Here is a 25,170-nt window from a genome sequence, read left to right as displayed (position 1 = left end):
AACCCTGCCCGCCACGGCCGCCTCTTCAGTCAATCCAAACACTTCGCTGTCCGGGATACCAGATACCTTGGATGGGCTACTTCGGCCTCCTCCCGGCGGGGATTCACCGTGGCGTTGCCTCTCTGCCCTAGGCTGGAGCGCATGCAACCGGAATGGAGCCCCCGCATCAGCTGGACGGATCTGCCTGTCCAGGTGCGGGCAGGAATTGAAGAAATTCTTGGCTCACCGGTGGTGGAGGCATCGGGCCAGCAGGGAGGGTTTTCTCCGGGCACCGCGGACAGGGTGCGCACAGCGGCAGGCGGCAGGGCGTTCGTGAAAGCAGTCGGGCGCCAGCTGAATGAGCAGTCGCCGGGGATCCATCGGAAGGAAGCGGCGGTTGCCGCCGCGCTGCCGGACGGCCTGCCTGCTCCGTCACTGATCGGAACCTTTGACGACGGCGACTGGGTTGCACTTGTCCTGAGCGATGTTGAAGGCCGGCACCCGCAGGTCCCGTGGCGCACCCAGGACGTGCTCCTTGTCCTTGATGCCCTGGCGGACATTGCCCGGGCACCGGTCCCGCCTGAACTGGAACACCTGCCCAGGCTTGAGGAAGGACTGGATGAAGCGTTCCGTGGCTGGAGCCGGCTCAGATCGGACATCCCGGAGCACTTCGATCCCTGGATCCTCGGGAACTTGGACGTCCTGGAGGAGCTGGCGGAGGCCGGGCTGACGGACCTGGCCGGCGGCTCCCTGGTGCACACTGACGTCCGCGCCGACAATGTCCTTATCACCGCGAAGGGCGCTGTCCTGGTGGACTGGCCCTGGGCATCCATCGGCTCGGCCTGGATGGACGCGCTGACGGTCCTGATCAACGTGCGCGTGTTCGATTCCGCTTACGACGCCGATTCTGTGCTCCGGTCCCACGATGTTTTTGCCTCCAGCGACGCTGACAGCATTAACAGGGTCCTCGCCGGCTTGGCTGCATACTTGGTTGACGCCGCCCGGCAACCTCCGCCGCCGGGGCTCCCCACTCTCCGCGCTTTTCAGCAGCGGCAAGGCGAAGCGGTCATCCGGTGGCTCCGGGAGCGGCTGCAGCTGTAGCCGTCACCGGGCCGGCAGCCGCAGCTCCATGCATTGCAGGGCCGCACGCTCCTCCCAGGACGGAACCAGCCGAAATCCGAGGCGGAGGTAGGACCGCACGGCGGGTTCGCGCCATTCCCAGACCGTAAGGCGCACCGTTTCAGCGTTATCTGCCTGGGCGGCGAGGATGGCCTCGTTCAGCAGCGCCGATCCCACTCCGGCACCGCGGAGCGACGGTTCCACCCAAAGCCTCTTCACCTCGCTGGCCGAACCGCCCGCAGGAGTGAGGACCACCATGCCAACGGGCCGGCCATCCTGCTGCGCCATGAAGACCCGTGACGACGCGAACGCCACCGCAGGGCAGTCGATCTCCTGCTGGTACTTCGCCGGCAGGAGGCCGTCCCCGGTCAGCGATCCAACCCCGTTGGCCGCCTTCTCCAGCTCCGTTTGCCGGTGATAGGAGTGCAGCAGCCCACCCAGCCGCCGCCCGGTCTCCCCGTCGGCCAAGTCTGCAGAAACGATGCTCATCATCCGCCCATGCTATTACCGGATTAAAGCCGCCCTTGGCTCCGCCGCATTTAACCTCCAATGGCGGCTTAACCGAAACGACGACGGTTTAACGCACGACGGCGGCGTCATACCTCCGCTGCCACGGCACCGTGGTGGGTGCCATGACAGCGGCGGGGGCGCCGCCGTCGTACGGGTGGTTCTGCTGTGCGGGTGGTTCTGTTGTGCGGGTGGTTCTGTGGTTCTGTTGTGTGGGTGGTTCTTAGGCGGTGTCGCGGCGGGCGACGTTGTAGAAGCGGATGTTTTCGTACTCTTCCAGGCCTTCGGCGCTTCCTTCGCGCCCGAGGCCTGACTGCTTGATGCCTCCGAAGGGGGCGCCGGCGTTGGACGGTACACCCTGGTTGATTCCCACGATGCCGGTCTCCAGACGATCGGCGACATTAAGCGCGCGGTCCAGGTTCTCGGTGAAGACATAGCCGGCGAGGCCGAATTCCGTGGCGTTGGCCCGGCTGATGGCTTCGGCTTCGGTGCTGAAGCGCTGGATTGCGGCGATGGGGCCGAAGATCTCGGACTGGGCAACGTCGGAATCTTCCGTGACCCGGTCCAGGACGGTGGGGGCGAAGAAGTTGCCGGCCGAGTCGTAGCCGTGGCCGCCGGTCAGCAGGGTGGCACCCAGGCTCACGGCGTTCTCGGTGTACGCCTGCATTTGAGCCACTGCACGGTCATCAATCAGGGCACCGAGCCCGGTCTGCTTTCCGAGGCCGCTTCCCACCTGAATCTGGGCGAAGCGTTCGGTGAGTGCGGCCACGAAGTCATCGGCGATCCCGTCCTGGACGTAAATCCGGTTGGCCCCGATGCAGGACTGTCCGCCGTTGCGCAGCTTCGCGGCAAACGTTCCCTCCACGGCCCGCTGCAGATCGGCGTCGTTGAAGACCAGGAGCGGGGCGTTGCCGCCAAGCTCCATCGAGCTGCGCAGTACATTCCGGGACGCAAGCTGCAGGAGCTGACGGCCCACCGGCGTTGACCCGGTGAAGGAAACCTTCCGGACCCTGGGGTCAAGCAGGACAGCTTCGCTAAAGGCCCCCGACTTTGAGGTGGTGATGACCTGGATCAGGTCTTCAGGCACCCCTGCCTCGATGGCGAGCTGGACAGCGAAGTACGTTGTCAGGGGCGTCAGGGTGGCAGGCTTGATCACGACCGGGCATCCCGCTGCCAGCGCCGGAGCGATCTTTCGCGTTGCCATGGCCAGGGGGAAGTTCCAGGGCGTGATCAGCACCGCCAGGCCAACGGGCGAACGGCGGGTCAGAAGGCTCGCCCCGCCGTCGGGGGTGTCCCGGAAGTTTCCGGCAGGGCGCACAGCCTCTTCGGCGTACCAGCGGACGAAGTCGGTACCATACTTGACCTCGCCGCGGGCCTCGGCGAGCGGCTTGCCCATTTCGCGCGAAATCAGGTGCGCGAGATCCTCGGTGTGGGCAACGAGCTTGTCGTACCAGGCGTGCAGCACATCCGCGCGCTGACGAAGGCTGGTCTTGGCCCAGGCAGCTCCGGCTTCATCGGCCTTTCCCACAGCTTCCAGTGCAGCCTCAACGTCAGCGTCGGGTACGTGGGCGATGGTCTCAGCCGTGGCGGGGTCCTGGACTGCGATTCCCTGGCCGGGAAGGTTGATGGACTTGATGACTGCATCCGCGTGGCGGAGGCTGTCCGGGTCCGCCGCGATCAACGGCGTAGTAACTGGTGAAATGAGGCTCATCGGTTCTCTCTTTCGGTAATGACTTGCTCAATAGCGGCGGCAAATAGGGTTCGGGCGGCTGGGAGGTTCGGGCGGTTGAAGGGGCAATGGCCAACATACGGCGGCTGGGGGCGCGGCCGTCGTGGAGCGTGGGGCGTCGGGATCAGGAGCTCGATTGTTTTCGGGCTGCTTCCAACATGGGCACCGACTTTTTGAGGTGCCATTCGATTTCGGTGAGATAGCCGGTTTCATCCCGCGCCTGGATAAGTTCCTGGAGACGGCGGTGCTGTTCCAGGACGATTTCCTTGCGTTCGTGGATGTAGCGGAACTGGCGAACGCACAGCAGGGTCTCAGCCGCCAGGGTGGAAAACATCCTGTCCAGCCGGGGGCTGAGGGTGGCCCGCACGATGGTTTGGTGGAATGTCAGGTCCGCGGTGGCCACGTCCTGCCACCTGTCCCCGTCCAAGGCATCGTGCATGCGTTCCAGGATGACGTCCAGCTCGGCGGCCAGGGCGGCAGTGTCCTGCTGGAGGACCAGCCGGCCTGCCTCCAGCTCAATCGCGACCCGCGCCTTATAGATGTCCTCAATGTCCTCAGGGCCCAGGTCAACAACGGAGGTGCCGTAGTTGCGGGTGCTCACAAGGAGTCCCTCCTGCACCAGCCGTTGGACGGCTTCGCGCAGTGGCCCCCGGCTGATGTTCAAATGGGCGGCCAGTTGCACTTCGTTGATGTTCGTTGAGGGTGCGAAGGTCCCGTCCAGGATCCGCTCACGCAGATACTCGGCAATGAGGTCTGCGGTCACTTTTGACTGGAGCTTGATGGCGCCGTTCCCGAGGCTCATGCGCGCTCCCCCTTCTGACTAAGGCTTCTGTCCGCCATTGCCGGCCGGATGCCGCCCCGCCTGGCTTTTCAAACAACTCTAGGCGGTAGAGTGTAAACAGTCAACAATCGATTGTTACCCATAGTAAACCCATGCTCAGACGCTGACCACAACCTTGCCCCTGGCCCTGCCTTCGTGGACATGGTCAATGGCGGCCGCTGCTTCAGCCAAAGGGTAGACAGTATCGATGGCCGGCTTCACCCTGCCGGTCTCGATCAGTGACGCCAGGTACTCAAGGTCCTGGTGATTCTCCCCTGCCACGAGCCCCTTGAGCTTCTGGCCCACGAACGGCGTGAGCAGCGCAGCGCCAAGGGACCGCTCAAACCCTCCGGTGAGTTGGCCGCCGCCCTCCCCGCCCACGATCACCAGGGTCCCCTCAGGGGCGAGTGCCTGCCGCAGCACTGACAGGGGCCTGTTACCGGCGGTGTCGAGGATGACGTCATAGCGCTGCCCTGTGGCCGCGAAATCGTCCCGCGTGTAGTCGATCACCTGGTCGGCGCCCAAAGACCGGACCAGGTCCGCCTTTGCACCGCTGCAGACGCCGGTGACCTCGGCACCGAAGGCCTTGGCCAGCTGGACCGCGAACGAGCCCACCCCGCCTGCTGCGCCGATCACCAGCACGCTTTGGCCAGCCGTCACCTGCCCCGCATCGCGTACCGCCTGCAGTGCAGTGCCCCCGGAAATGGGCACGGCTGCAGCCTGTTCGAACGTGAGATTGGCCGGCTTGAGTGCCAGCCTGCCCTCCTTGGCGCAGGCGTATTCGGCGAATGATCCCTCGCAGGTGCCAAATACCTCATCACCTGGCTGGAATCGGGTTACGCCGTTTCCCACGGCCTCCACCACACCTGCCACATCCCGTCCCCGGACAGGGACCTTGGGCTTTTTGAGGCCGTAGCCAAACACCCTGACCAGGTACGGCAGTCCGGTCATGAGATGCCACACTCCCTGGTCGACGCCGGCGGCACGGACCTGGATGAGGACCTCACCGTCGCCTGCCGTTGGTTTGTCGATATCGCGAAGCGTGAGCACGTCCGCGGATCCGTAGATGTCCTGCACGATAGCTTTCATGATGCGTCTCCTTCGTGGTGCGGGTACTGGAACACGTCCTCGAGCGGAACGCTCAGGACATGGGCTATCTGGAAGGCCATCTCCAGGGACGGTGAATACCGGCCCTGCTCGATGGCGATGACGGTCTGCCGGGTCACGCCCACCCGCTCGGCAAGCTCGGCCTGCGTCATTTCGCCGCGCTCAAACCGCAGCCGGCGGATGGAGTTGGTCACCCGCGTAGGCTTCACCACGGCTGGAATCCCCTCCGATAGGCGACAATCTTCGCCACGGCGCCCAGGATGGCCGAGAGGACGAAGGTCAGGTAGATCACGTTGGCAATCCAAAAGTGGTCCAGTTCAGCCATGGCCATCAGCAGTGCCGCCACTCCGCCGATCACCACAAACGACTGCCCGATGTACTCGCCGAACCGATAGATTTCCCTGTCACGCTGGTCCTTCCTGCCCGCCTCCTTGGGCGCCGAAATGCCCATTACGGCATGCAGCGCAATGGACGTCAGGATGGAGGCACCGACCGTCCACAACAGAGGCGAGACATACGCGACGTCGGTGAGGGGCGAGCTTCCGGCCTGGCCCAGGATGATGGCGAGGTAAATGCCATAGGAGCCCACCGCCACCACACCCATGATCCAGGCACTCTTTTCCTCATAGGACATTTTGACTCCCGATGTAAAACAAAGCTGACATCTCCAAGGTAAAGAACCTTTGACATAGTGTCAATAGTTCTAGACCCTGGCAAGCAATCCACAAGCTCCCACATTGGAGGCCGGCTCAACCGCTGAGGTCCAGGTCAGGAGGAGATTTTGTTCATTCTGGGAAGAATTGGCCCGCGCTGCCGCAGGCGGCTCTAAACTGGTTGCAGTAAAGGGCCGGGGGGCTGGTATGGAAAATCGACGTGTCTGTCTTGTCATCGAGGATGACGAGGACATCCGGGGACTGATCACGCTGGTCCTGACCCGGGCAGGGTTCGAGGTGCTGGCGGTGGGCACGGGGGCTGAGGCCATCGCTGCCGCAGCTGATCCATCCCTTTCTCTAATCACGCTGGACCTCGGCCTGCCTGATGCTGACGGCCACGTGGTGGCGCAAGCCCTTCGCGAACTGACCAACGCTCCGCTGTTGTTCCTCACGGCCAGATCCGACTCTGACGATCTGCTGGCAGGAATGGCCTCCGGCGCCGCAGCCTACTTGACCAAGCCCTTCCGGCCGAAGGAGCTGGCAGAAGTCGCAGAGCTGCTGTGCGCCGCCCCTGCCCCAGCCCAGGACAAGCCGAACCGTCCTGCTCCAGCCAATCTCACGTCAGCGTCAGGTCTTTAACCCAGGCTTAGTTCAATCCGCTGCAGACAGTCGCATCAGCCGCCCGGCCGCAAGTAGCCGGCACGGCAAAAATGAGTACTCCTTTGCCCCTGATATCAGTACACCAGTGGGAAAATTGGGGTAGATGTTATTGGTGTTACTGATGTGATTTGCCGGTACATTGCTTGTAGGTGCCAGCCGGAATTAGGAGGACCGTCCTCAGCTGGGTGCGTTCCGGCACCTGCACCGCCAGTGAGCGACGATATGTCGCCCTGAAGGAGTGGTATCCATGGCTAAAGCTGCCCGGAATCCTGTCCGTGAACAATCCAAGGCAAAGCCGGCGGGCCTGGTGGAAAAGGCCTGGAACCGCATGCGAGCGGTTCCAAGCCCTTCCTGTCCGTACAAGATCGGTGAGTCGGTTGTTGGGGATGATCCTTTCAACGGCCGTCATGAAGGAGTGGTGGTTTCGCTGAACGGAACCACGGCAGGTGTGAAAACCGGCCACGGCATCATCTTCTACGACCACCGGCAGCTGAAGCGCCTGGACTAGGCCCTGCCTGAGCTGCCTGCTCCAGAAACGCCTACCGGGAGGACCAGCCGCCGTCCATGGTGTAGGTGGCGCCGGTGACCATGCCGGCCTGATCCGAGGCCAGCCAGGACACCAGTGATGCCACCTCCGCCGGTTCCACCAGCCGCTTTATGGCGGATTCGGTGAGCATCACCTGGGCGAGGACCTCGGACTCCGGGATGCCGTGCACCAGGGCCTGGTCCGCGATCTGCTTTTCCACCAGCGGAGTGCGGACATATCCGGGGCTGATGCAGTTGGAGGTGACTCCGCGTTCCCCGCCTTCGAGCGCTGTCACTTTGCTAAGACCTTCCAGGCCGTGCTTGGCGGAAACGTAAGCGCTTTTGAACGGTGAGGCCCGGATGCCGTGCACGGAGGAGACGTTGATGATGCGTCCGAAGCCGTTGGCGTACATGTGCGGCAGGGCGGCCCGGATCAGCAGGAAGGGCGCCTCCAGCATCAGCGCGATGATGCGGCGGAACTCCGACGGATCAAAGTCCTCGATGGGGCTGATCCGCTGGATCCCGGCGTTGTTCACCAGGATGTCGCAGTCCAGGTTCAGGGTGGCGAGCGTATCCACGTCCAGCAGGTCAACGGCCCAGGCAGTGCCGCCCACGTCATCGGCGAGGGCGGCAGCACCGTCGCTGTCGACGTCGGCCACCACCACCTTCGCCCCGCGGGCAGCCAGCTGCCGGACGCACGCGGCGCCGATTCCGCTGGCGCCGCCTGTCACCAGGGCCTTGCGGCCGTTAAGAGTGTTTTCCATAGCAGTTACGGTTCCCATCGTGTGCCCGTCCATCAGCCCGTCATCAGTCCGTCATCCAGCACGTGCAGCCGCCGAAGCAGCTCAGCGTGTGCCCGTCGTGAGCAGTCCTTCGCGGGCGGCGTCGGCCTTGTCCACTTCCTCGAGGGCAATTCCCTTGGTTTCCTTCAGGCTCAGCACGGCCACGGAGGTGATGGCACAGGCCACCACCAGGTAGATGGCCGTGGGGACCCAGGATCCTGTGTCCTTGAGCCACTGGGTGGCCAGCAGGGGGGCGAGGGAACCGGCGAAGATGGACGTCACCTGCGAACCCAGCGACACACCCGAGTACCGCATCCTGGTGGGAAAGAGCTCGGCCATGATGGCGGGCTGGCCGGCGTACATAAATGCGTGCAGGCACAGTCCGATGGTCACGGCCAGGACAATCACCACAGCATTGCGCGTATCGAACATCGGGAAGGCGAAGAACGGCCAGGCAGCACCGGCGATGGCGCCAAACAGGTACACAGGCTTGCGTCCCAGCGAGTCCACCAGCCGTCCCACCTGCGGGATGACCAGGAAGTGGATGACGTGCGCGATCAGCAGGGCCAGCAGGAGGGAGGAAGTGTCGTACTTGTGGACGCTCTTGAGGTAAACGATGGCGAAGCTGACCACAAGGTAGTACATGATGTTCTCCGCGAAGCGCAGCCCCATGGCCTGGAGGATGCCCTTGGGATACTTGCGGACCACTTCGAAGACGCCGTAGCTGACTGCCTGCTCCTTCTCCACCAGGGCCTTGGCTTCCAGGAAGATGGGGGCCTCGGTGACGTGGGTGCGGATGTAGTAGCCCACGAACACGATCACGGCGGAGAGCCAGAACGCCACCCGCCAGCCCCAACCCAGGAAAGCTTCGGGGCTGAGGGCGGAGGACATGATGAACAGCACCAGCGTGGCCAGCAGGTTGCCCACCGGCACCGCGGCCTGCGGCCAGCTGGACCAGAAGCCGCGTGACTTGTTGGGGCTGTGCTCGGCAACCAGCAGCACGGCACCGCCCCATTCGCCGCCCAGCGCGAAGCCCTGGATGAAGCGCAGCGCCACCAGCAGTGCCGGCGCCAGGTAACCGATCTCGGCGAAGCCCGGGAGGCAGCCCATCAGGAACGTGGCAACACCCACGATGATGATGGTCAGCTGCAGCGTGGGCTTGCGGCCCAGCTTGTCACCGATCTGGCCGAACACGATTCCGCCCAGCGGACGTGCCACAAAGCCCACCGCGTAGGTGAGGAAGGCCTGGATGATGCCATCGAGTTCGTTGCCGGTGGCGGGGAAGAAGTACTTGCCGAACACCAGGGTTGCGGCGGTGGCGTAGAGGAAGAATTCATACCATTCCACTACTGTGCCCACCATGGAGGCGGCCACAATCTTCTTGAGTCCGGATCCCTTGGATGCGGATCCGGCGGCATTGTCTGCCGAGCGCTGCTCTACGCTCATGGGGTTTCTCCTTAGTGTCCACATTGACACGTGCCGTGGTTCACAGCACTAATTGGCTCCCCTGAGTATTGCTGCACAAACATGTGCGCTCAATAACCAAAAGAGCACCTCTCATGTGCACAATTGCAGATATGAATGCCAACCCGGATGACCTGCTGGTACTGCTGGCGGTTTCCCGCTCAGCCAAATTTACGACGGCGGCCCAGGCGTTGGGCCTGAACCACACCACTGTGTCACGCCGGATAGCGGCCCTGGAAAAGGCACTGGGCGGCCGGGTCCTGGCCCGGGCTGCGGGCGGCTGGGAACTGACGGACCTTGGCACCCAGGCGGTGCGGGTAGCCGAACAGGTGGAGGCTGCGGTGAGTGCGCTGGGACCGGCAGGCAGGACACCGGATCCCATTACCGGCGTCGTCCGCATGACGGCGACAGACGGCTTCAGCGCCTACATCGCCGCTCCCGCCGTAGCCGGGCTCCGCCGCGAACATCCAGGGCTCAGTGTGGAAGTGGTGACCATGACCCGGCGGGCGCTGCAGCAGCGTTCCGGCCTGGACATCGAGGTGGTGGTGGGCGAACCGCAGGTCCACCGGGCCGAGGCCGTCAGGCTGGGCGAATACATGCTGGGCATGTACGCCTCGCGCTCGTACCTGGAGGAGAACGGAACCCCGGCCAGTGTGGCTGACCTGTCCGAGCACCCCTTGGTGTACTTTGTGGATTCCATGCTTCAGGTTGATGACCTGGACGCCCCGCGGCGCCTTGTCCCGGCCATGCGTGACGGGCTCACGTCCACTAACGTCTTTGTGCACGTGGAGGCCACCCGGGCCGGCGCCGGCATTGGGTTCCTGCCCTGTTTCATGGGTGACCTCCACGCGGATCTGGTGCGGCTGCTCCCGGCGGAGTTCGCCGAGCTGCTCCCCTATTGGATGGTGCTGCGGCCCGACTCGATGCGCCGCCCCGCGGTTGCCGCCGTGGTGCAGGCGCTGCGGGACCAGACGGCGGCGCACCGGGAGAAACTGTTGGGCCGCGGCTAGGCGGATGCGGGAGGGTCGTGGCGGACCGGTGATCCTGCGGCGAACGCGCGGACCTGCGCGTCGTCCCAGATATGCGCCGGAACCGCCCCGCCCAAAAGCCTGCGGGCCAGCTGAGGGTCGCCGTCCAACGGGACATCGCTGCCGGCCATCACCATATTCCCGTAGCGGCGGCCCTTCAGCATGGCAGGATCGGCGATGATCATCGTGTGCTCAAACGAGGCAGCGATGGTGGCGGCGTCCTCCCGGGCATTCAGCAGGTTGGGGGCGTCGCCGGAGTTGACCACATACATGCCGCCCGGAGCCAGGACGCGCCTGATGTGTTCATTGAACTCTGCCGTTGTCAGTGCCCGCGGCGTCAGCGAACCGGCAAAGACATCCCTGATGATGAAGTCGCGGGTGTCCGGGGTCAGGGTTTCGGTGACTTCGCGGGCCTCTCCCACCCGCAGGCGGAGCAAGGGCGCCTTGGGAAGGTCAAACCAGCCGCGGACGTACTCGGCGAGTTTTCCGTCGAGTTCCACCACCACCTGGCGGGCATCGGGGTAGGCGGCGTGAAAGTAGCGTGCCAGGGAGCAGGCGCCGCCGCCAAGATGCAGGCCGCGCAGCCGCGCGGGCTGGCCTGTCTTTGGTTTGGGCGGCCACCGTGATTCAATGAGCGCCGCCATCCAGCGCATGTATTCGAAGTCCAAAAAGAGCGGGTCGGCGAGGTCTATGTGGGAGCTCATCACGCCGTTGATCTTCAGGAGCCAGCCGTTGGAGTTGTCTTGGTCAGCAATCAGCTGGCAGTCGCCGGTATCGATGTAATAGACGCCCTCAACGGGGCCGTCGGGCCGGGTGCCCTTGGGCACTTCCACAACACCCGCCGTCGAACCTCCACTGGCGCGGCCTCCTGACCTGCCGCGTTTTGCCATTACCCGTGCCCCGCTTCAGTCATGGCTCAACTTTAGTTGACGCTAGTTGGTCTGCCCTGCCCCTTTGCCCTCCCGGATCCGCTGGACCACGGCCGTGGTGGAGCGTTCGGCAACATAGTCCAGGATGGCCACCCGTCCGCCATACTCCTCCACAGCCGCCGTCTCCGCCAGCATCTCCGGTGTGTAGTCCCCGCCCTTGGCATACACCTCGGGCCGGAGTTGGGAGATCAGCGGGCTGGCCGTAGGCGTATCAAAGACGGTTACGTAGTCCACACAGCTGAGGGCGGCGATCACGGCAGCCCGGTCCGCCACCGTGTTGATGGGCCGTCCAGGGCCCTTGAGCCTACGCACGGATTCGTCGCTGTTCAGCGCCACCACCAGCACATCACCCAGCTGCTTGGCCTGGTTGAGGTACCTGGTGTGGCCGCTGTGCAGCACGTCGAAGCAGCCGTTGGTCAGCACGATGTGCTGGCCCTGGGAGCGGTGCACCTCCAGCTGGCGGTCCAGTTCCTCCACGCTAAGCGCGGTATCCGCGAAACTTTCCAGGTGCCGGCTCAGCTGGGCGGTGCTGCAGACGGAAGTCCCCGGCTGGTGCACCACCACATCCGCGGCGGCCTGGGCCAGGTCCAGGCTCGCCGTCAGCGGAAGTCCCGCCGACCGGCCCAGCGTCAGTGCCGCCACAAACGTGTCCCCGGCGCCGGAGGCCTGCTTCTCCGCGGCCGGCCGTGCCCAGGTCCGGTGCGTGCCGCCGCCCGCCGAGAACAGCACTGTCCCGTCCCGGTCCAGCGTGACCACCAGGGAGCGGGCTCCGCTGGCCTCCAGCAGCGCCTCCCGGTTCGCGGTCACAACGTCGATCCGCTCGGTACCCTCCGGCAGGCGCAAGCCGAGCATCCGCGCGGCTTCCTGCGCGTTGGGGGTGGCCAGGTCAGGACGCAGCTCCGCCCACAGCCGCGGGTCGTGCGCATCGATGACTGTCAGCGGGCGGATGCCGAGCCTGCCCGCTGCTCCTGCCTCTGCCGCCAGCTCCGGTTCCGGGCTGTGGAATTCGGGCGCGGGCACTTCCGGCCCGCGCAACTCTTGCCCGTGCAATTCAGGCCCCTGCAGTTCCTGCCCGTGCAATTCGGGCCCATTCAATTCCGGGTCATCCAATCCAGGACGGCCCAGAGCTTGAAGCAGGCTGCCGCGGACCGGGTCTGCCAGGACTCCGGTTCCGTAATCGCACACCATCACGGCGTCCTGATGGCCGACGGCGGCTCTGACCGAAGCGGCCAGCGCTGCCAGCGCTTCCTCCGGGACAGCCTTGGCGCAGTCATCGATGCGCAGCAGCACCTGCCCGCCGCTGCTGATCCGGATCTTGGTGGTGGTAACCATGGCTGGGTGGCTGTGCAGGTGCCGGACGTCGATGCCCGCCTCCACCAGCTTTTTCCGCAGGACCACGCCGGCGTCGTCGGTACCGATGATGCCTGCTACAGACACCCGGGCACCCAATGCAGCCAGGTTCATGGCCGTGTTCGCAGCCCCGCCAGGAGCAAAGTCCCGGGTGGTGATGTCAACTACGGGTGCAGGTGCCTCCCGGCACAGCCGCTCAATGCTGCCGCTCCACCAGCCGTCCAGCATCACGTCCCCGATGACCATCACGGCTGGGTGTTCGGCAGCAAGGCGCCTCGGCAGCGACCCGGAGAGGGCGCGCTCGCCGGCAAGGTCCCGTGAGCCCGCAAGGTCCCCGGCATCGGGGCGGTCCAGCGGGCTCATGGTGTGCCCTGATTCAACGTCACGGGCGGAGCAGCGACGTGCACCACCTTCACCCGGGTGAACTCATCCAGGAGCTCGGGTCCGTAGCCGAAGCCTTCGCCGCTGTCCCCGCGGGGTTGAGCCGAACCTCCCGGCGCGCCGCCGAACACCTCATTGACCTTGACGGTTCCCACGGGAAGGGAGGCAATGGCCTGCTGGGCGTGCGCGATGCTGCCCGTGAGTACCGTGGCGGCCAGCCCGAACCGGCCGTTGCAGGCCTCCCTCAGCCCCTCCGCGAAAGTGGATACCACCTGCACGGGCGCCACCGGCCCGAAGGTTTCCTCGGTCATCACCTGCATGCTCCCGGTGCAGCCAAGCAGGACCGTGGCCGGATAGTGCGCGCCCGGCCCGTCGGGAACGGCGCCTCCTTCCACTGCGTGTGCACCAAGCTCCACGGCTTCGGCAACCTGGGCGTGGACGGCGTCCCGCAGCCGTGTGTCTACCAGTGGTGCCACCGTGCCGTTGCCGTTGCGGAGGGCGGCTTCGGCTTCCAGCGCCGCGCAGAATTCATCGGCAATAGCCTCGTGGACATAGATCCGCTCCACTGAAGTGCAGATCTGGCCGCTGTTGGCGAAGGCACCGATCGCCGCCTGCTCGGCAGCCCACACCGGGTCCACGTCGCGGTCTACCAGGAGCGGATCATTTCCGCCGTTTTCCCGGATGAAGTGCGCGCCTGTGGCCACCGCAGCGGCAGCGATCCGGGCGCCGGAAGCGCTGGAGCCCACGTGCGCGATGACGTCCACTCCCGTGCTTGTCAGAAGTTCACCCACCCGGGCACCTCCCGAGACGGTCAGCAACACTCCCGGCGGGAAGGCCGGAGCCAGCACCTCTCCGAGGGCTTCGCCTAACCGGGGACAACGTTCGCTGGGTTTGTGTATTACCGTGTTGCCGGTGGCCAAGGCGGCACCGATCAGCCCGCAGGCAACCGCCACGGGATCGTTCCAGGGCGTCAGCAGTACGGCCACGCCACGCGGCTCTGCCACCGTATAGTCGGAAGCCAGGCTGTTGCCCCTGAGGCTGTGCCCCCGATGCAGGGGGCCAAGCTCGGCGTACTGCTCCAGGGTGGAAACCCCGGCGGCGATCCCACCAAGGGCTTCCTCCAGGGGGCGCCCGGTCTCACTGCTGTTGAGCCCGGCCAGCTCATGGGCGGCGTCCTCAAGTGCCCGCGCCGCCGCCCGCAGGCGCGAACCCCTCTCCGCCGGCGCAGTAAACGCCCAATCAGCGGCGGTCTTGCGCGCCACATCCACGGCTTCGGTTACTGTATGGGGTTCAGCCTCCGGAACTGTCCACAGGGTCTCGCCGCTGCGGGGATCCCTGATGGTGATCCCGGAACCGTCCTCGGTGACATGCGTGGCCGGTGTTGGCGTGGCTGGTATCGGCGTGGCCGGTGATGCGGTATCCGTTTGCCTGGCAGTGGTATGCATGGATCTCCTCCGTACGCACTCTCCTGTGCCGTTCTGCACTGGGGCCGTTCTGTGCTTGTGCCGTTCTGTGCTGTCCCGTACCCCGGGAGCAGGTGTTTACACGAACGTGGTGAAAGCTGAATCAGTTTCCGGGGCCTTGCCCGCGTCCGGGCGACGTGGCGTGGCCGAGGATGTGGTCCACCGGGGGTACCAGCGGGCCCGCAGAGAAACCGAACCGCCGGTTCTCCCGGATAGTGAACCCGGCGGCGGAGATGGCCTGCAGCGTGTCCCGGTTCGGATGACAGCCGCCGGCGAGGCGCTGCCAGGCAGGAGTCACCAGGTCCTGCAGCGCAGCCAGGACTCTATGGCCCGAGCGGACATGCTCGTAGTAGGCCAGCGTCCCGCCCGGCCGCAAAACGCGGCGGACTTCTGCCAGGACGGCGGCCTGGTCCTCGACACTGCAGAGCACAAGACTTGTGACCACGGCGTCGGCACTGGCGTCAGGCGCGGGAATCTCCTCCGCGGCTCCGGCCACCACGCGGACCGGAACCGGGGCGGACGCTGCCTTGTCTCTGGCCAGCCGCCGGAGCTCGTCATCCGGCTCCACCGCCAGAACCTCGGTGACAGAGCCGGGGTAGAGCGCAAACGCTGAGCCTTCCCCTGCCCCGATTTCTATCACCTTGCCTGACAGGCCGGACAGTGCCGCACGCCGATGCTCCGTGGCGCCCCGTTCGTTCATCACCTCCACTACCCGCGCATAGTTTTTGGCAAAACGCGGGTGCTGCAGGTGGTCCGGCCCCGTGGGCCGATCCAGTTCGTGTCCCGTCACAGCGCTCCTCCCCGGCCAGGACCCCTCTTCAAGAACACGACGTCAGGAACCAGCCGTCAAGAGCCAGCCTTCAAAACCGGCGTCAATAGCCAGCATTCACGGATCGAGCAGCGGGCCTCACGGCCAGGAGCCCTCCTCCTCGTGGCAGATGAGCATCTCGCGCACCTCGCAGCCGGTGGGCTGGGACAAGACGAACAGGATGGCCTGCGCCACGTTGCCCGGGCTGTTGAGCCGGGAGTCGTCCTGCGGCTTGTACTGCTCAGTCCTGTCATCAAAGAACCTGGTTTTCATGCCGCCGGGGATCATGGTGGTCACCCCAATCTCCCCGCCGGTTTCAGCGGCCAGCGCATGGCTGAAGCCCACCACGCCAAACTTGGAGGCGCAGTAGGCGGTGGCATCCGCAACCGCCCGCTTTCCCAGCGTCGAGGCCACCGTCACCACCCGCCCCCGGGAAGCCTTGAGATGGGGCAACGCTGCGCGGACAACGGAGACTGTGCCCAACAGGTTGACGCCGATGACCTTCTCCCATTCGTCCGCGGCAACATCGGCCAGTTTGCCGCAGCGGTCGATTCCCGCCGCTGTCACCACCGCATCCAGTCCTCCCAGCGAGTCCGCTGCCTCCTGGACGGCATGCTCAACGGCAAGGCGGTCCGAGACGTCAACTTCGAACGCCTTCACGGACGAAACTGCGCTGATGTCGCGGTCCAGGACCACTGGAGTCCCGCCTGCCCTGAGAACAGCTTCGACGACGGCGGCACCCAGTCCGGAGGCCCCTCCGGTAACCAGGACCCGGCCGGGCCAAGGCGACTGAATGTTCATGGTGTTCCTTTCGCTTGGAAACAAAACGCTGTTAATGACGCTGCTTTTCAAATGAGGCTGCTTTTGACTCAGCTCACCTTCGCCAGGGCGTCGGCCAGGAGCGTGGTGGAGCGGGCCGGATGGTAGGGAACGGTCACGCAGCGTCCGCCCCAGCTCTCCACCAGCTCGGCTTCGGGCAGGCGCGCACCTTTGTAGTCGCCGCCCTTGACCCAGATGTCGGGGCGGAGCCGGTCCAGCGCGGCCTCCGGAGTGTCCTCGTCAAAAATCATCACCGCGTCCACGCACTCCAGCGCCAGCAGCAGCTCTGCCCTGTCCTGCTGGCCCATAATGGGGCGCTGGTCGCCCTTCAGCCGGTGCGCCGAGGCATCCGAGTTCAGGCAGACAATGAGGCAGTCCCCCAGTTCACGGGCGGCTGCCAGTGACCTGACATGTCCGGCGTGCAACAGGTCGAAGCAGCCCCCCGTGGCCACCACCATGCCGCCGTTCTCCCGCACGCTGCGGGCCAGCAGGAGCGGCTCGGTGGTGCGGTGCCTGGCTTTCCCGGGCGGGGGCGGATCCGGCAGCGAGGCCACCCCGCCGGCCGCCAGGAAATCTGCGGCCTCATGGACGGCGAGTACGGAGGCGTCCCGAAGGTCACGGCCTGCCAGCAAGTGGACGGCCAGGCTGGCGGCCAGCCTGTCGCCTGCGCCGCAGGGATCGCCCACCTCCACCCGGGGCACGGGAACAGGCTGCGGCGCCGGGTCCCGCCGCGTCAGGAGTACGGCACCATGTTCCCCGGTGGTCACCAGGACGGCACGGCTGCGCCACTGGTCCAGCAGGACGCCCGCAATGTCCCCCGCCCCATTGGAGGAGGCACTGTTCCCGGACGCCGCGGTCCTGCCGCCGGCGGCCTTGCGGGCTTCGGACAGGTTGGGCGTCACCACGGCGACCCCCGGAACCGGAGGGGCGCCGGAGGGGTGCGGGTCCCACACGATGGGAATGTCGTCAGCGAGCCTTGTCAAAAGTTCCCTCAGCTGGGGGTTGGCGGCCAGGCCCCGGCCGTAGTCTGCAACGATGATGGCCCCGGCCTTTTCCACGGCCCGCAGCATCGCGGGAGTCACGTCGGGTACGGGCGTCGGCCCGCAGCCCTGGTCAAAACGGACCACGGGATGGGAGCCGGCCCGGACCCGGGTCTTGACCGGCGACGGGAAGCTGCTGGGCCCGGCCACAAGCCGCACCCCCGCGAGCGCAGCCTCAAGCTGCCGTCCGGCGTCGTCATCTGCCAGGACTGTCACCAGGGTGACGGGCCAGCCGTCCTCAGCCAGCATCCGGGCCACCAGCCCGGCTCCCCCCGCCCGGCGCCTGATGCCTGATACGTCAACAACGGGCACAGGGGCATCGGGGCTCAGCCGGGTGGCCTCTCCGGACAGGTCAACATCCAAAATCGCGTCACCCACCACAACGATCCTCATGCCCGGCCTCCTGCTTCTCCGTCAGGGCTGCCAGACCTGTGCCCGCTGTGGTTTCCGGAGCCGCGCCGGTTGACCTCCAGGTCGAAGGCCCGGCAGATGGCATGCAGCGCGATCAGGTGGCCTTCCTGGGCGTTGGCGTTAACGGCTTCAATCATCACGGCCTCGTCACAGGCCAACGCCAGCGGGTTGGGCCCGGGGCCGGTCAGTGCCCAGGTGGTGATGTTGAGCCGGGCGGCTGCTTCCGCGGCCCTGAGCAGGTTGGGGCTCTTGCCGCTGGTGGACAGCAGGACCAGCACGTCGCCGGAACGGCCGTGGGCCCGGATCTGCCGGGCAAACACCTCGTCGTAGCCGTAGTCATTGGAAATCGCAGTCACTGCCGAGGTCTCCGCATGGAGGGAGATAGCGGAGAAGGGGATCCGCTCGCCGTCGAACCGTCCCACCAGTTCGGCGGTCAGGTGCTGGGCCTCGGCGGCTGACCCGCCATTGCCCGCGGCCATCACCCGCTGCCCCCGGAGCAGGCGCTGGGCCAGCTCCACTCCCCACGCGGCGAGCCGGTCCGACTGGCTCCGGAGCGAGTCCAGCGCAGGCAGGACGTTGTCCAGGTGCGCGCGGACAGCATGTGCAGCTGCCGCGTCCACGAGGGCTGCCCCTGCGTCCCTAACGGCTGCACCGGAAGGATCGTGGGACGGCGTTGTGGATGGATGCGCCGGGGAAAGCGCGGCGTGGCGGGCCAGGGCCTGGACGTCGGCCTCACGAAGGGACCATTCGGCAGTCACAGCGCTGCTCCTTCCATAGGGACCCGGCCGGCCGGGGCTTCCGACATGGCCAGCTTGTAGGCCTTTTCGGTTTCTGCAGCCACCCGGTCCCAGGAATACCGCGACTTGGCCCTCTGCTGCCCGGCCCTGCCAAGTTCGGCCGCCAGGGCGGGATCGCCCAGCAGGAGGGCCAGGGCGGACGCGATGGCTTCCGGATCGCGCGGCGGTACGTGTAGCCCGGTGCCGTGGTCAACCACGGTGTCGCGGAGCCCTCCCACGGCCGCGGCCACCACCGGCACGCCACAAGCCATGGCTTCGAGCGGGACGATGCCGAAGGGCTCGTACCAGGGGGAGCAGACCACGGCGTCGGCGCTTCGGAAGATGCCTGGCATGGCTGCCCGTGGTACCTGCCCCTGCAATGTCACCCGGTCCGAAAGGTTCAGTTCTTTGGCCAGCCCCAGGAGGCGGCGCACTTCCGGGTCAGCATCAAGGGCCCGCGAGTCCCCGCCGCCGCCCACAATCAGGAGTTCGACGTCGTCGAATCCAACCTGGCTCAGGAGCGGAAGCGCCCGGATCACCAGGTCCACCCCCTTGCGCGGAACCAGCCTGCCCACCGAAAGGATCCGGTGCCTGCGTGGCCGGGGGTCGGCGGGTCCCTCCGCAGAGAAGAGGGCAAGGTCAACACCGCACGGAGCGATGGAAATCTTGCTGGTGTTGATCCCCATGGATTTCAGTTCAAAGACCTCATCCGAACAGGTGGCGATGATCCTGTCTGCGGAGCGTCCCACCCCGGGTTCCAGCCAGCGGCGCTCCAGCGGGCTGGTGTCCTCGGCGCCCTGGTGCCTGCGTTTGACGGTTCCCAGGGCATGAAAAGTCTGGATGACAGGCACCTGGTAGCCTGATCCTTCCCGCCGGGCAGCGTAGAGCGCCGCGAGGCCGGACATCCAAAAATGGCCATGCACCACGTCGGGCGGACGCTGGCCCCAGTCCTTGGCGACGCCGTCCGCAAGCTCCCCCATCAGCGGAAGAAGCTCATCCTTGGGAATGTGGCACGCCGGTCCGGCATCCACATGGACCACTTCCAGCCGGCGGCCCACCTTTACCCTGGCGGGAAGCTCCGTTGCATCCCTCCGGGTGTAGACAGTTACCGTGTGCCCCCTCTTGGCCAGGGCCTCGGACAATGCCGCAACATGCACGTTCTGCCCGCCGGCATCCACCCCGCCCAGTGCCGCCAGCGGACTGGCGTGTTCTGAAATCATGGAGATTTTCATGGGGTCTTCCTCTCTCGCGCCGGAATAAGGATCTTCTCTTCCAGACGTTCGTTGGCTTTCGGCCGGGGCAACAGGTCCGCCAGCACCTCGTCCCAGCGGCCCAGGAACCTGCCCAGGCTGTAACGCGCCAGTGCCGCTTCCCTGGCGGCGGCGCCCCGCCGTCGGGCTTCTTCCGGATTGGCCACCAGCCTTGCAGCGCTGCGCAGCAGTTCATCCATGTCGGCAGAGACGGCGCCGGCTTCGGGCGGCACCGCCCGCGGCGCTTCCGTGGCAGCAAGCGCAACCACCGGCATACCCAGGTGCATCGCTTCCAGCAGGGACAGTCCCAGCGAGGTCCAGCGCATGGGATGGATGTAGATCCGGCATCGCGACAGTTCCCGGTGCAGTTCGCGCGTCTGCAGATCGCCCCGCGACGTCAGGCGCGATTCCCCTATTCCGACGGCGGCTGCCAGTCCTTGGGTTTGCATGCCGAAAACCTGCAGCGGCGCCACGGAGGCGAACGCCGGCAGGAGGTCCGTACCGGTCACCCGGCCACGCCGCACAGGCTCATTGACCACCACTCCCAGTTCCGGCAGCTCTCCCGTATAAAGGAGTCCCGGGTCCGGGATCCCGTGCTCAATGACAAGGGTGGGTGCCGAGCCGTTGTCCCAGGCCAACTTGTTGAAATGGGTCACGTGGACCACTGGAATGTTTGCCTGCTCCGCCAGCGGATGCCGGGTGAAGGGAAAATTCCCCTTCGGAGTGTTGTGCTCCACGTACACCGCAGGCAGGTCCCGGCCAGGCCGGCGGCCCAGCGCCCTGAACACTTCAACAATCTCTTCGGGACGCTGAAGAACGACGGCGTCCACGGCGTCGGCGTCCAACTCCGCCAGCGCCACCTCCCGCACACTGGCTGGCCACTCCCTGCCTGCCCGCCCCAGGCCCCAGGGCCCGCGCTCCGGCAGGACGGGAAGCAGGTATTCGTGGCGTCCGCGGACGAACGCGTCGGTCCACGAACCGTGGACGTGCCATAGCAGGACTCTCATCGTTTGCGTGCCTTTCTGCGGGTGCTGAGGTGGGTGCTGAAGGAGGTGACCCCGCCGATCAGTCGCTCCACGGCCTGCACCACCTCCTCGGGAGGCACGGAATCCAGGCAGGGATGGCCCGGTACGGGACAAACCCGGGCACGCGTGAGCCGGCATGGTGCACTTTGGTCGCCCAGAAGTTCCAGGGGCACACCGTAGGGGGCCCAGCGCACGGCAGGCACCACCGGGGAGAAGAGACAGGCTACCGGGGTACCCACGGCGGCAGCCAGATGGGCGGGGCCGGTGTTGCCGATGACTACGGCCTCAGCGCCCGCCAGCACCCCCGCCAGGGTAGGGAGGTCGGTCCGCCCGCCCAGGTCCAACGCGGAGGGGCCCGCCACAGTAGCCGTCAGTGACGTGTCCCCCGGCCCGCCGGTCACCACTACCCGGTGACCGGCTCCTTCAAGCAGTTCGACGGCGGCGGCGTGGTGAAACGGCGGCCAGGCCCTCGCCGGCACTGCCGCCCCTGGATGGACCACCACATAAGGCCCCTCACCCACCAAATCCTTGACGTCCGGAACACGGTCCACCCGCAGCTTGCCGTCGTCTCCTGCCGGCAGTGTGAAGCCGGCCGCCTGCGCGATGCCAAGGGCCCGTTCTGCCTCGGGCTGGTCTTCCGGAAAGTCCTCACCCGGCTTGAGCCTGACATCCAGGAGGGAACCAGCGTAATCCGTGGAGGCTCCGCTGATCCTTTCCACGCCGGCAAGGCGTAGTAGCAGGGCAAGCGGCAGCGGGGACTGGTGGAAGGACGTCAGGATGACGGCCTCGGTGATCCTGGAGTTGCTGACATAGTCCACCAGGCGGTCGGCGTGCGGCCATGTCATCTTCGGCGCAGGGTTCATGATCCACGGGCAGTCCCAGCTATAGACTTCCGCGGCCCCGGGCAGCATGGACGCCGCATCCTCTCCTTGGCTTCCGCACAGCATCACCACCTGGTTTGGCTGGCTCCCGTCCGGGCGCCTGCCGTTGGCAACGGCCCGGACGGCCGGTCCGGCCAGCAGGACGTCGCCCATGCTGTCCAGCCTTGCCACCAGGACGCGTCCCATTACTGGGTCCGCTCCAAGAGCAGATCCACGGCCCGGGCAAGATCATCAGCCACCAGCGGGGATCCGCTGACTTCCTCGGCGCGCGTCACCGCAGTAGGCACCAGTACGCTCCTGGCGCCGGCCGCCTTGGCGGCAAGGATGTCACTTCCAATGTCACCGATGAGCGCTGCCTCGGAAGGTTCGATCCCCAGTTTCCGGCAGGCACTGTGCACCATTCCCGGGGCGGGCTTCCGGCAGGCGCAACCGTCTTCCTCCGCGTGCGGGCACACCTCCCACACATCAAAAGGACCCAGGAGCTCCTCCACCCTGGCGTTGACGCCCGCCACGTCCGCAGCAGTGAGGATGCCGCGCGCAATCCCGGACTGGTTGCTGATCACTCCGGTTGCCAGTCCCTGGCGGCGGAGGGAATCCAGCACGTCCTTGGCGCCCGGCATGGGCTGGACCAGGCCGGGATCCCCGTTGTAGGGCACGTCAACCACCAAGGTTCCGTCCCTGTCGAACAGGACAGCCTTGAGCTGCGGAGTTGCGGAGCTTCCCATATCCACCTTGTTCCCAGGAGCAGCAGCTCCTAAACAGCGTGGGGGCATTTCTCCTGGCCAGCGCCGTCCTGCACGGAGGCGCGAACGGACACTTGAGGCCCTGGCGCCCAGGGCCACAAGTGTTCTTTCGCGTGTTCTTTCGCGCAGGTGGGGCTTGGATGGGAGGGCCAGCCGATCGGACCTCACCGGCTGGTGACTCGGGAGCGGCTTTCCCGCTGGGATCCATTGGACGGCCGGCCGGATCCGGTCCTTCGCGGTGCAACGGGCAGGTGCTGGGCCGCCCCGGTACCCGAATCGGCAACGTAGCTGCTTTCCAGGAGCCTGCGCTGCAGTTCCACCAGCACGCGGGCCAGGCGCCGCGAAACCTGCATCTGGGACATTCCCAGGCGTTTACCCAGTTCCACCTGGGTCTCTTCGCAAAAGTACCGCCGGTATAACAGCTCCCGGTCCCCGGGGTCGAGCTCCTCCATTGCCTCCCGCAGGCAGGCCAGCTCTTCCAGCCGTTCCAGTGGCGCTTCAGGAGCGGCGAGCACCTCCGCGATTGGAGGCGCGTCGCTGTTCGGATTGACGGCGTCGAGCGAATCCGGATGCAGGCTGCTCGACGCCGAGATCGCCTCCTGCACCTCTACACTTTCTACGCCCAGTTCCTGGGCAAGCTCGTCAACAGTGGGGTTCCTGCCCAGCGACTGGGCGAGTTCAGGCTCCACGCGGAACAGGCGGGAACGCAGATCCTGGATGTGCCGTGGGGGCCTGACCACCCAACTCCTGTCGCGGAGGTACCTCTTGAGTTCGCCAGTAATAGTGGGTGCCGCGTAGGCCGGAAAGCTGTCACCTTTTGTCTGGTCAAAGCCTCGTGCAGCCTTGACGAGGCCCAGGTATGCCACCTGGTTGAGGTCGGCCCGCTCCCGGCCACGGGCCTCAAAGCGCGCGGCCAGCGCTTCAGCCAGGTCCAGGTAGCTCAGGACCAGGTCGTTTTCGAATGTTTGCCGGAGGCGCCCGCCCTTAGGAGGAGAGGTGGGTGGAGGAACCTCCACCGGACGCGTCTCAGCTCTGGTATTCTCCACGGCAAGCGCAGCAATAAAATCAGGCATTGTCGTTGGTTCCTTCGGGCTCGGATTCCGAAAGCCTGCGGCAAGACTTAGAAGTAGGAAATCATAAGGCTGCTTATTAAACAATGCTTCCCGATTGGCGGCCCGGCGCGCAGGAGGAAGCTCCCGGCCCGGTCAAAGGAGACGTGGTTATGCGAATCGCCATCATCGGAGCCAGCGGAAACGCCGGCACAGCACTCCTTCGGAACCTCCAGGGCCAACTGCTAAAACGGCCTGGAAGCCTGGAACCCGTAGGGGTGAGCAGGCGACTTCCGGATACCGCCCTTGCTCCGTACCAGGGGGTCGAATGGCACACCCTGGACGTGGGCCGGGATGCCGATTTTCCGCTGCTCCGCTCCGCCCTGGCAGGGGCGGACGCCGTGGTCCACTTGGCCTGGCTGCTGCAGCCGAACAGGGACCTTGCCACCCTTCGCCGAACGAACGTCACGGGAACCGCGAATGTCCTTGAGGCTGCCCGGCAAGCAGGCGTGGGGCATATTGTGTGCGCGTCCTCCGTGGGCGCCTACAGTAAAGCACCTAAGAACCAGAGGACCGATGAATCCTGGCCGGCCACGGGGATCCCGTCGTCGCATTACAGCCGGCACAAGGCGGAACAGGAAGCCCTCCTGGACCGGTTCCAGGCGGAACAGCCAGGGGTCAAAGTGGCCAGGCTCCGGCCCGGGCTGATCTTTCAGGCTGATGCCGGCAGCGCAGTGGGACAGTTCTTCCTGGGCCCCGTTCTCTCCCGGCTGGTGCCGGCCAGGCCGTGGCTGCCCATACTTCCTGCCCCTGAGGACCTCATATTTCAGGCGGTCCACGCCGAAGATGTTGCCGAGGCGTACTGGCGGGTCCTGGACCGCGGCGAGTCCGGGGCGTTCAACGTAGCCGCCGAGCCCGTGATTACTCCACAGGAACTCGGCAGGCTCCTTCGCGCGAAGCGCATCCTCCCCATTCCCATGAGCCTCCTGCGGGCCCTGGTGCATGTCACCTGGAAGCTCCGGCTTCAACCTACCGATGCAGGTTGGATTGATATGGCTGCCGGCGCACCCATCATGGACACCAGCCGCGCCCGGAGGGTCCTGGACTGGGAGCCGCGGAGATCATCCATGGACGCCCTGGCCCAGATCCTCCAAGGCATGGGAACGGGGGAAGGAGTACCTCCTTCCCCCGTTCTCAAGCCCAGGCGGAGCCTTGCTGCGGCTTCCCGTTCCAGGCGGTCACACCGGGTGCAGTAAAAGCGGGTACACCAAACAGGTTTTCCCTTTAATACCGACTCTCAATACGCGAGCCCAGGTACCGGACCCTAGATACCCGAACGCGGGTTGTCGCGGTCAGTCCGGGCCGTGTCCGTCCTGGCCGTGTCCGTCCTGGCCGTGTCCGTCCTGGCGGCGTCCGTCCTGGCAGTGTCGGTCCGGGCTTCGCGCTCGCCACGGACGTTCCCGTCATTGCGCACGTCGGGATCAACGGCGTCGGCCTTCCGGCTCTGCCGGGCTACATCCTCGCGCAGCGACTCGGCATTGGCCGCCTTCTGGTCCGCTTCCTGCTTAAGCCGCGCAGCTTCCACCTGGGCCTGTTCGGCGTCGGCACGTGCACGAGTAGCGCGAGCCTCATTTTCGCGGGCATCCAATTCGACGTTCTCGGCGTTGCGGCGAATTTCCGCGGCCTTTTCACGCTGCGATTCTTCACGCTTCTGCTGTATTGCCTTGCGGCGCTTCCCAGTCAACAGGAGCACCACAATAAGCGCGATGACAACAATTGCAACAACCACCCAAACCCACGGTGCTGTTTCCAAAGCTACCCACCTCTTTCCACTTCGCTGCGGCCGGGCCCGGGTGCTGCCAATTCAACAGG

Annotated in this window: 26 protein-coding genes; 5 read left to right on the top strand and 21 right to left on the bottom strand. The window is 65.8% G+C overall.

Going from position 1 to position 25,170, the window contains the following annotated elements; all coding sequences use genetic code 11:
- Positions 1 to 141 precede the first annotated feature (141 nt).
- Positions 142 to 1,080 carry a phosphotransferase family protein gene (locus M1E17_RS02740; protein WP_457965295.1) on the top strand — a complete coding sequence of 313 codons (939 nt, stop codon included), beginning with the start codon at positions 142 to 144 and terminating at the stop codon, positions 1,078 to 1,080.
- A gap of 3 nt (positions 1,081 to 1,083) precedes the next feature.
- Here the strand turns inward: M1E17_RS02740 and M1E17_RS02735 are convergent, their stop codons facing one another.
- The 6 genes from M1E17_RS02735 to M1E17_RS02710 form a co-directional block, all read right to left on the bottom strand.
- Positions 1,084 to 1,590: a GNAT family N-acetyltransferase gene (locus tag M1E17_RS02735; RefSeq protein ID WP_457965294.1), complete on the bottom strand. Its 507-nt coding sequence runs from the start codon at positions 1,588 to 1,590 to the stop codon at positions 1,084 to 1,086.
- Positions 1,591 to 1,828: 238 nt separating this feature from the next.
- Positions 1,829 to 3,316 carry an NAD-dependent succinate-semialdehyde dehydrogenase gene (locus M1E17_RS02730; protein WP_457965293.1) on the bottom strand — a complete coding sequence of 496 codons (1,488 nt, stop codon included), beginning with the start codon at positions 3,314 to 3,316 and terminating at the stop codon, positions 1,829 to 1,831.
- A gap of 142 nt (positions 3,317 to 3,458) precedes the next feature.
- Positions 3,459 to 4,136 carry a GntR family transcriptional regulator gene (locus M1E17_RS02725; protein ID WP_457965291.1) on the bottom strand — a complete coding sequence of 226 codons (678 nt, stop codon included), beginning with the start codon at positions 4,134 to 4,136 and terminating at the stop codon, positions 3,459 to 3,461.
- Positions 4,137 to 4,271: 135 nt separating this feature from the next.
- Positions 4,272 to 5,243, bottom strand: a complete 972-nt coding sequence (locus tag M1E17_RS02720) for an NAD(P)-dependent alcohol dehydrogenase (protein ID WP_457965289.1) — start codon at positions 5,241 to 5,243, stop codon at positions 4,272 to 4,274.
- Positions 5,240 to 5,473: a helix-turn-helix transcriptional regulator gene (locus tag M1E17_RS02715; protein ID WP_066287424.1), complete on the bottom strand. Its 234-nt coding sequence runs from the start codon at positions 5,471 to 5,473 to the stop codon at positions 5,240 to 5,242. Before M1E17_RS02715 ends, M1E17_RS02720 begins: the two co-directional genes overlap by 4 nt.
- Entirely contained in the window at positions 5,467 to 5,895 is a 429-nt protein-coding gene (locus M1E17_RS02710; RefSeq protein WP_457965287.1) for a hypothetical protein, read from the bottom strand. Before M1E17_RS02710 ends, M1E17_RS02715 begins: the two co-directional genes overlap by 7 nt.
- 226 nt (positions 5,896 to 6,121) lie before the next feature.
- Between M1E17_RS02710 and M1E17_RS02705 the strand changes: the two genes are divergently transcribed.
- A complete protein-coding gene (locus M1E17_RS02705) occupies positions 6,122 to 6,553 on the top strand; it encodes a response regulator transcription factor (RefSeq protein ID WP_457965286.1) in 432 nt (143 codons plus the stop codon).
- A 268-nt stretch (positions 6,554 to 6,821) separates the two neighbouring features.
- Positions 6,822 to 7,082, top strand: coding sequence for a hypothetical protein (locus M1E17_RS02700; RefSeq protein WP_457965284.1), 261 nt, complete (start codon positions 6,822 to 6,824; stop codon positions 7,080 to 7,082).
- Between the two features lie 31 nt (positions 7,083 to 7,113).
- On the opposite strand, the gene M1E17_RS02695 is transcribed toward M1E17_RS02700, so the two are convergent.
- Together M1E17_RS02695 and M1E17_RS02690 are read right to left on the bottom strand one after the other, a co-directional pair.
- Entirely contained in the window at positions 7,114 to 7,863 is a 750-nt protein-coding gene (locus M1E17_RS02695) for a 3-hydroxybutyrate dehydrogenase (protein ID WP_457965282.1), read from the bottom strand.
- An 81-nt stretch (positions 7,864 to 7,944) separates the two neighbouring features.
- Complete coding sequence (locus M1E17_RS02690) at positions 7,945 to 9,327, bottom strand: MFS transporter (RefSeq protein WP_457965280.1); 1,383 nt, start codon at positions 9,325 to 9,327, stop codon at positions 7,945 to 7,947.
- A gap of 131 nt (positions 9,328 to 9,458) precedes the next feature.
- On the opposite strand from M1E17_RS02690, the gene M1E17_RS02685 reads away from it, so the two are divergent.
- Positions 9,459 to 10,355 (top strand): LysR family transcriptional regulator, encoded by an 897-nt coding sequence (locus M1E17_RS02685; protein WP_457965278.1) that lies wholly within the window; start codon positions 9,459 to 9,461, stop codon positions 10,353 to 10,355.
- Here M1E17_RS02685 and M1E17_RS02680 read toward each other — a convergent pair.
- From M1E17_RS02680 to M1E17_RS02625, 12 genes are all read right to left on the bottom strand, one after another.
- A complete protein-coding gene (locus tag M1E17_RS02680) occupies positions 10,352 to 11,263 on the bottom strand; it encodes a spermidine synthase (RefSeq protein ID WP_457965276.1) in 912 nt (303 codons plus the stop codon). The two genes, M1E17_RS02685 and M1E17_RS02680, sit on opposite strands and share 4 nt — an antisense overlap.
- 42 nt (positions 11,264 to 11,305) lie before the next feature.
- On the bottom strand, positions 11,306 to 13,015 hold the full coding sequence (rfaE2, locus tag M1E17_RS02675) for a D-glycero-beta-D-manno-heptose 1-phosphate adenylyltransferase (RefSeq protein ID WP_457965274.1): 1,710 nt from the start codon (positions 13,013 to 13,015) through the stop codon (positions 11,306 to 11,308).
- Entirely contained in the window at positions 13,012 to 14,478 is a 1,467-nt protein-coding gene (locus M1E17_RS02670) for an aldehyde dehydrogenase family protein (protein ID WP_457965272.1), read from the bottom strand. Before M1E17_RS02670 ends, rfaE2 begins: the two co-directional genes overlap by 4 nt.
- A gap of 121 nt (positions 14,479 to 14,599) precedes the next feature.
- Complete coding sequence (locus M1E17_RS02665) at positions 14,600 to 15,286, bottom strand: class I SAM-dependent methyltransferase (protein WP_457965270.1); 687 nt, start codon at positions 15,284 to 15,286, stop codon at positions 14,600 to 14,602.
- A 117-nt stretch (positions 15,287 to 15,403) separates the two neighbouring features.
- On the bottom strand, positions 15,404 to 16,105 hold the full coding sequence (locus tag M1E17_RS02660) for an SDR family oxidoreductase (RefSeq protein WP_457965268.1): 702 nt from the start codon (positions 16,103 to 16,105) through the stop codon (positions 15,404 to 15,406).
- 68 nt (positions 16,106 to 16,173) lie between these two features.
- Positions 16,174 to 17,556 carry a PfkB family carbohydrate kinase gene (locus M1E17_RS02655; RefSeq protein ID WP_457965266.1) on the bottom strand — a complete coding sequence of 461 codons (1,383 nt, stop codon included), beginning with the start codon at positions 17,554 to 17,556 and terminating at the stop codon, positions 16,174 to 16,176.
- On the bottom strand, positions 17,553 to 18,332 hold the full coding sequence (locus M1E17_RS02650; protein WP_457965264.1) for a D-sedoheptulose-7-phosphate isomerase: 780 nt from the start codon (positions 18,330 to 18,332) through the stop codon (positions 17,553 to 17,555). The genes M1E17_RS02655 and M1E17_RS02650 overlap by 4 nt, the downstream gene beginning before the upstream one ends.
- On the bottom strand, positions 18,329 to 19,582 hold the full coding sequence (locus M1E17_RS02645; protein ID WP_457965262.1) for a glycosyltransferase: 1,254 nt from the start codon (positions 19,580 to 19,582) through the stop codon (positions 18,329 to 18,331). Before M1E17_RS02645 ends, M1E17_RS02650 begins: the two co-directional genes overlap by 4 nt.
- Positions 19,579 to 20,607, bottom strand: a complete 1,029-nt coding sequence (locus tag M1E17_RS02640; protein ID WP_457965260.1) for a glycosyltransferase — start codon at positions 20,605 to 20,607, stop codon at positions 19,579 to 19,581. The genes M1E17_RS02645 and M1E17_RS02640 overlap by 4 nt, the downstream gene beginning before the upstream one ends.
- Entirely contained in the window at positions 20,604 to 21,692 is a 1,089-nt protein-coding gene (locus M1E17_RS02635) for a glycosyltransferase family 9 protein (protein ID WP_457965259.1), read from the bottom strand. Before M1E17_RS02635 ends, M1E17_RS02640 begins: the two co-directional genes overlap by 4 nt.
- The gene (locus tag M1E17_RS02630) at positions 21,692 to 22,231 is read right to left on the bottom strand and encodes a D-glycero-alpha-D-manno-heptose-1,7-bisphosphate 7-phosphatase (protein WP_457965257.1); all 540 of its coding nucleotides are present in this window, start codon (positions 22,229 to 22,231) and stop codon (positions 21,692 to 21,694) included. Before M1E17_RS02630 ends, M1E17_RS02635 begins: the two co-directional genes overlap by 1 nt.
- Positions 22,232 to 22,413: 182 nt before the next feature.
- Positions 22,414 to 23,322, bottom strand: a complete 909-nt coding sequence (locus M1E17_RS02625; RefSeq protein ID WP_457965255.1) for a sigma-70 family RNA polymerase sigma factor — start codon at positions 23,320 to 23,322, stop codon at positions 22,414 to 22,416.
- 149 nt (positions 23,323 to 23,471) lie between these two features.
- Between M1E17_RS02625 and M1E17_RS02620 the strand changes: the two genes are divergently transcribed.
- The gene (locus tag M1E17_RS02620; protein ID WP_457965254.1) at positions 23,472 to 24,554 is read left to right on the top strand and encodes an NAD-dependent epimerase/dehydratase family protein; all 1,083 of its coding nucleotides are present in this window, start codon (positions 23,472 to 23,474) and stop codon (positions 24,552 to 24,554) included.
- A gap of 68 nt (positions 24,555 to 24,622) precedes the next feature.
- Here the strand turns inward: M1E17_RS02620 and M1E17_RS02615 are convergent, their stop codons facing one another.
- Positions 24,623 to 25,111 carry a hypothetical protein gene (locus M1E17_RS02615; protein WP_457965252.1) on the bottom strand — a complete coding sequence of 163 codons (489 nt, stop codon included), beginning with the start codon at positions 25,109 to 25,111 and terminating at the stop codon, positions 24,623 to 24,625.
- Positions 25,112 to 25,170 lie beyond the last annotated feature (59 nt).

It is taken from the genome of Arthrobacter sp. D1-29, assembly GCF_054130585.1.
This window is presented reverse-complemented; position numbering and strand designations above follow the sequence as displayed.

What these genes read in the sequence shown, in the direction of transcription:
- M1E17_RS02740 (WP_457965295.1), top strand. Translation starts at nt 142, where the DNA reads ATGCAACCGGAATGGAGCCCCCGCATCAGCTGGACGGATCTGCCTGTC.
- M1E17_RS02735 (WP_457965294.1), bottom strand. Translation starts at nt 1,590, where the DNA reads ATGATGAGCATCGTTTCTGCAGACTTGGCCGACGGGGAGACCGGGCGG.
- M1E17_RS02730 (WP_457965293.1), bottom strand. Translation starts at nt 3,316, where the DNA reads ATGAGCCTCATTTCACCAGTTACTACGCCGTTGATCGCGGCGGACCCG.
- M1E17_RS02725 (WP_457965291.1), bottom strand. Translation starts at nt 4,136, where the DNA reads ATGAGCCTCGGGAACGGCGCCATCAAGCTCCAGTCAAAAGTGACCGCA.
- M1E17_RS02720 (WP_457965289.1), bottom strand. Translation starts at nt 5,243, where the DNA reads ATGAAAGCTATCGTGCAGGACATCTACGGATCCGCGGACGTGCTCACG.
- M1E17_RS02710 (WP_457965287.1), bottom strand. Translation starts at nt 5,895, where the DNA reads ATGTCCTATGAGGAAAAGAGTGCCTGGATCATGGGTGTGGTGGCGGTG.
- M1E17_RS02705 (WP_457965286.1), top strand. Translation starts at nt 6,122, where the DNA reads ATGGAAAATCGACGTGTCTGTCTTGTCATCGAGGATGACGAGGACATC.
- M1E17_RS02700 (WP_457965284.1), top strand. Translation starts at nt 6,822, where the DNA reads ATGGCTAAAGCTGCCCGGAATCCTGTCCGTGAACAATCCAAGGCAAAG.
- M1E17_RS02695 (WP_457965282.1), bottom strand. Translation starts at nt 7,863, where the DNA reads ATGGAAAACACTCTTAACGGCCGCAAGGCCCTGGTGACAGGCGGCGCC.
- M1E17_RS02690 (WP_457965280.1), bottom strand. Translation starts at nt 9,327, where the DNA reads ATGAGCGTAGAGCAGCGCTCGGCAGACAATGCCGCCGGATCCGCATCC.
- M1E17_RS02685 (WP_457965278.1), top strand. Translation starts at nt 9,459, where the DNA reads ATGAATGCCAACCCGGATGACCTGCTGGTACTGCTGGCGGTTTCCCGC.
- M1E17_RS02680 (WP_457965276.1), bottom strand. Translation starts at nt 11,263, where the DNA reads ATGGCAAAACGCGGCAGGTCAGGAGGCCGCGCCAGTGGAGGTTCGACG.
- rfaE2 (WP_457965274.1), bottom strand. Translation starts at nt 13,015, where the DNA reads ATGAGCCCGCTGGACCGCCCCGATGCCGGGGACCTTGCGGGCTCACGG.
- M1E17_RS02670 (WP_457965272.1), bottom strand. Translation starts at nt 14,478, where the DNA reads ATGCATACCACTGCCAGGCAAACGGATACCGCATCACCGGCCACGCCG.
- M1E17_RS02660 (WP_457965268.1), bottom strand. Translation starts at nt 16,105, where the DNA reads ATGAACATTCAGTCGCCTTGGCCCGGCCGGGTCCTGGTTACCGGAGGG.
- M1E17_RS02655 (WP_457965266.1), bottom strand. Translation starts at nt 17,556, where the DNA reads ATGAGGATCGTTGTGGTGGGTGACGCGATTTTGGATGTTGACCTGTCC.
- M1E17_RS02645 (WP_457965262.1), bottom strand. Translation starts at nt 19,582, where the DNA reads ATGAAAATCTCCATGATTTCAGAACACGCCAGTCCGCTGGCGGCACTG.
- M1E17_RS02640 (WP_457965260.1), bottom strand. Translation starts at nt 20,607, where the DNA reads ATGAGAGTCCTGCTATGGCACGTCCACGGTTCGTGGACCGACGCGTTC.
- M1E17_RS02635 (WP_457965259.1), bottom strand. Translation starts at nt 21,692, where the DNA reads ATGGGACGCGTCCTGGTGGCAAGGCTGGACAGCATGGGCGACGTCCTG.
- M1E17_RS02630 (WP_457965257.1), bottom strand. Translation starts at nt 22,231, where the DNA reads ATGGGAAGCTCCGCAACTCCGCAGCTCAAGGCTGTCCTGTTCGACAGG.
- M1E17_RS02625 (WP_457965255.1), bottom strand. Translation starts at nt 23,322, where the DNA reads ATGCCTGATTTTATTGCTGCGCTTGCCGTGGAGAATACCAGAGCTGAG.
- M1E17_RS02620 (WP_457965254.1), top strand. Translation starts at nt 23,472, where the DNA reads ATGCGAATCGCCATCATCGGAGCCAGCGGAAACGCCGGCACAGCACTC.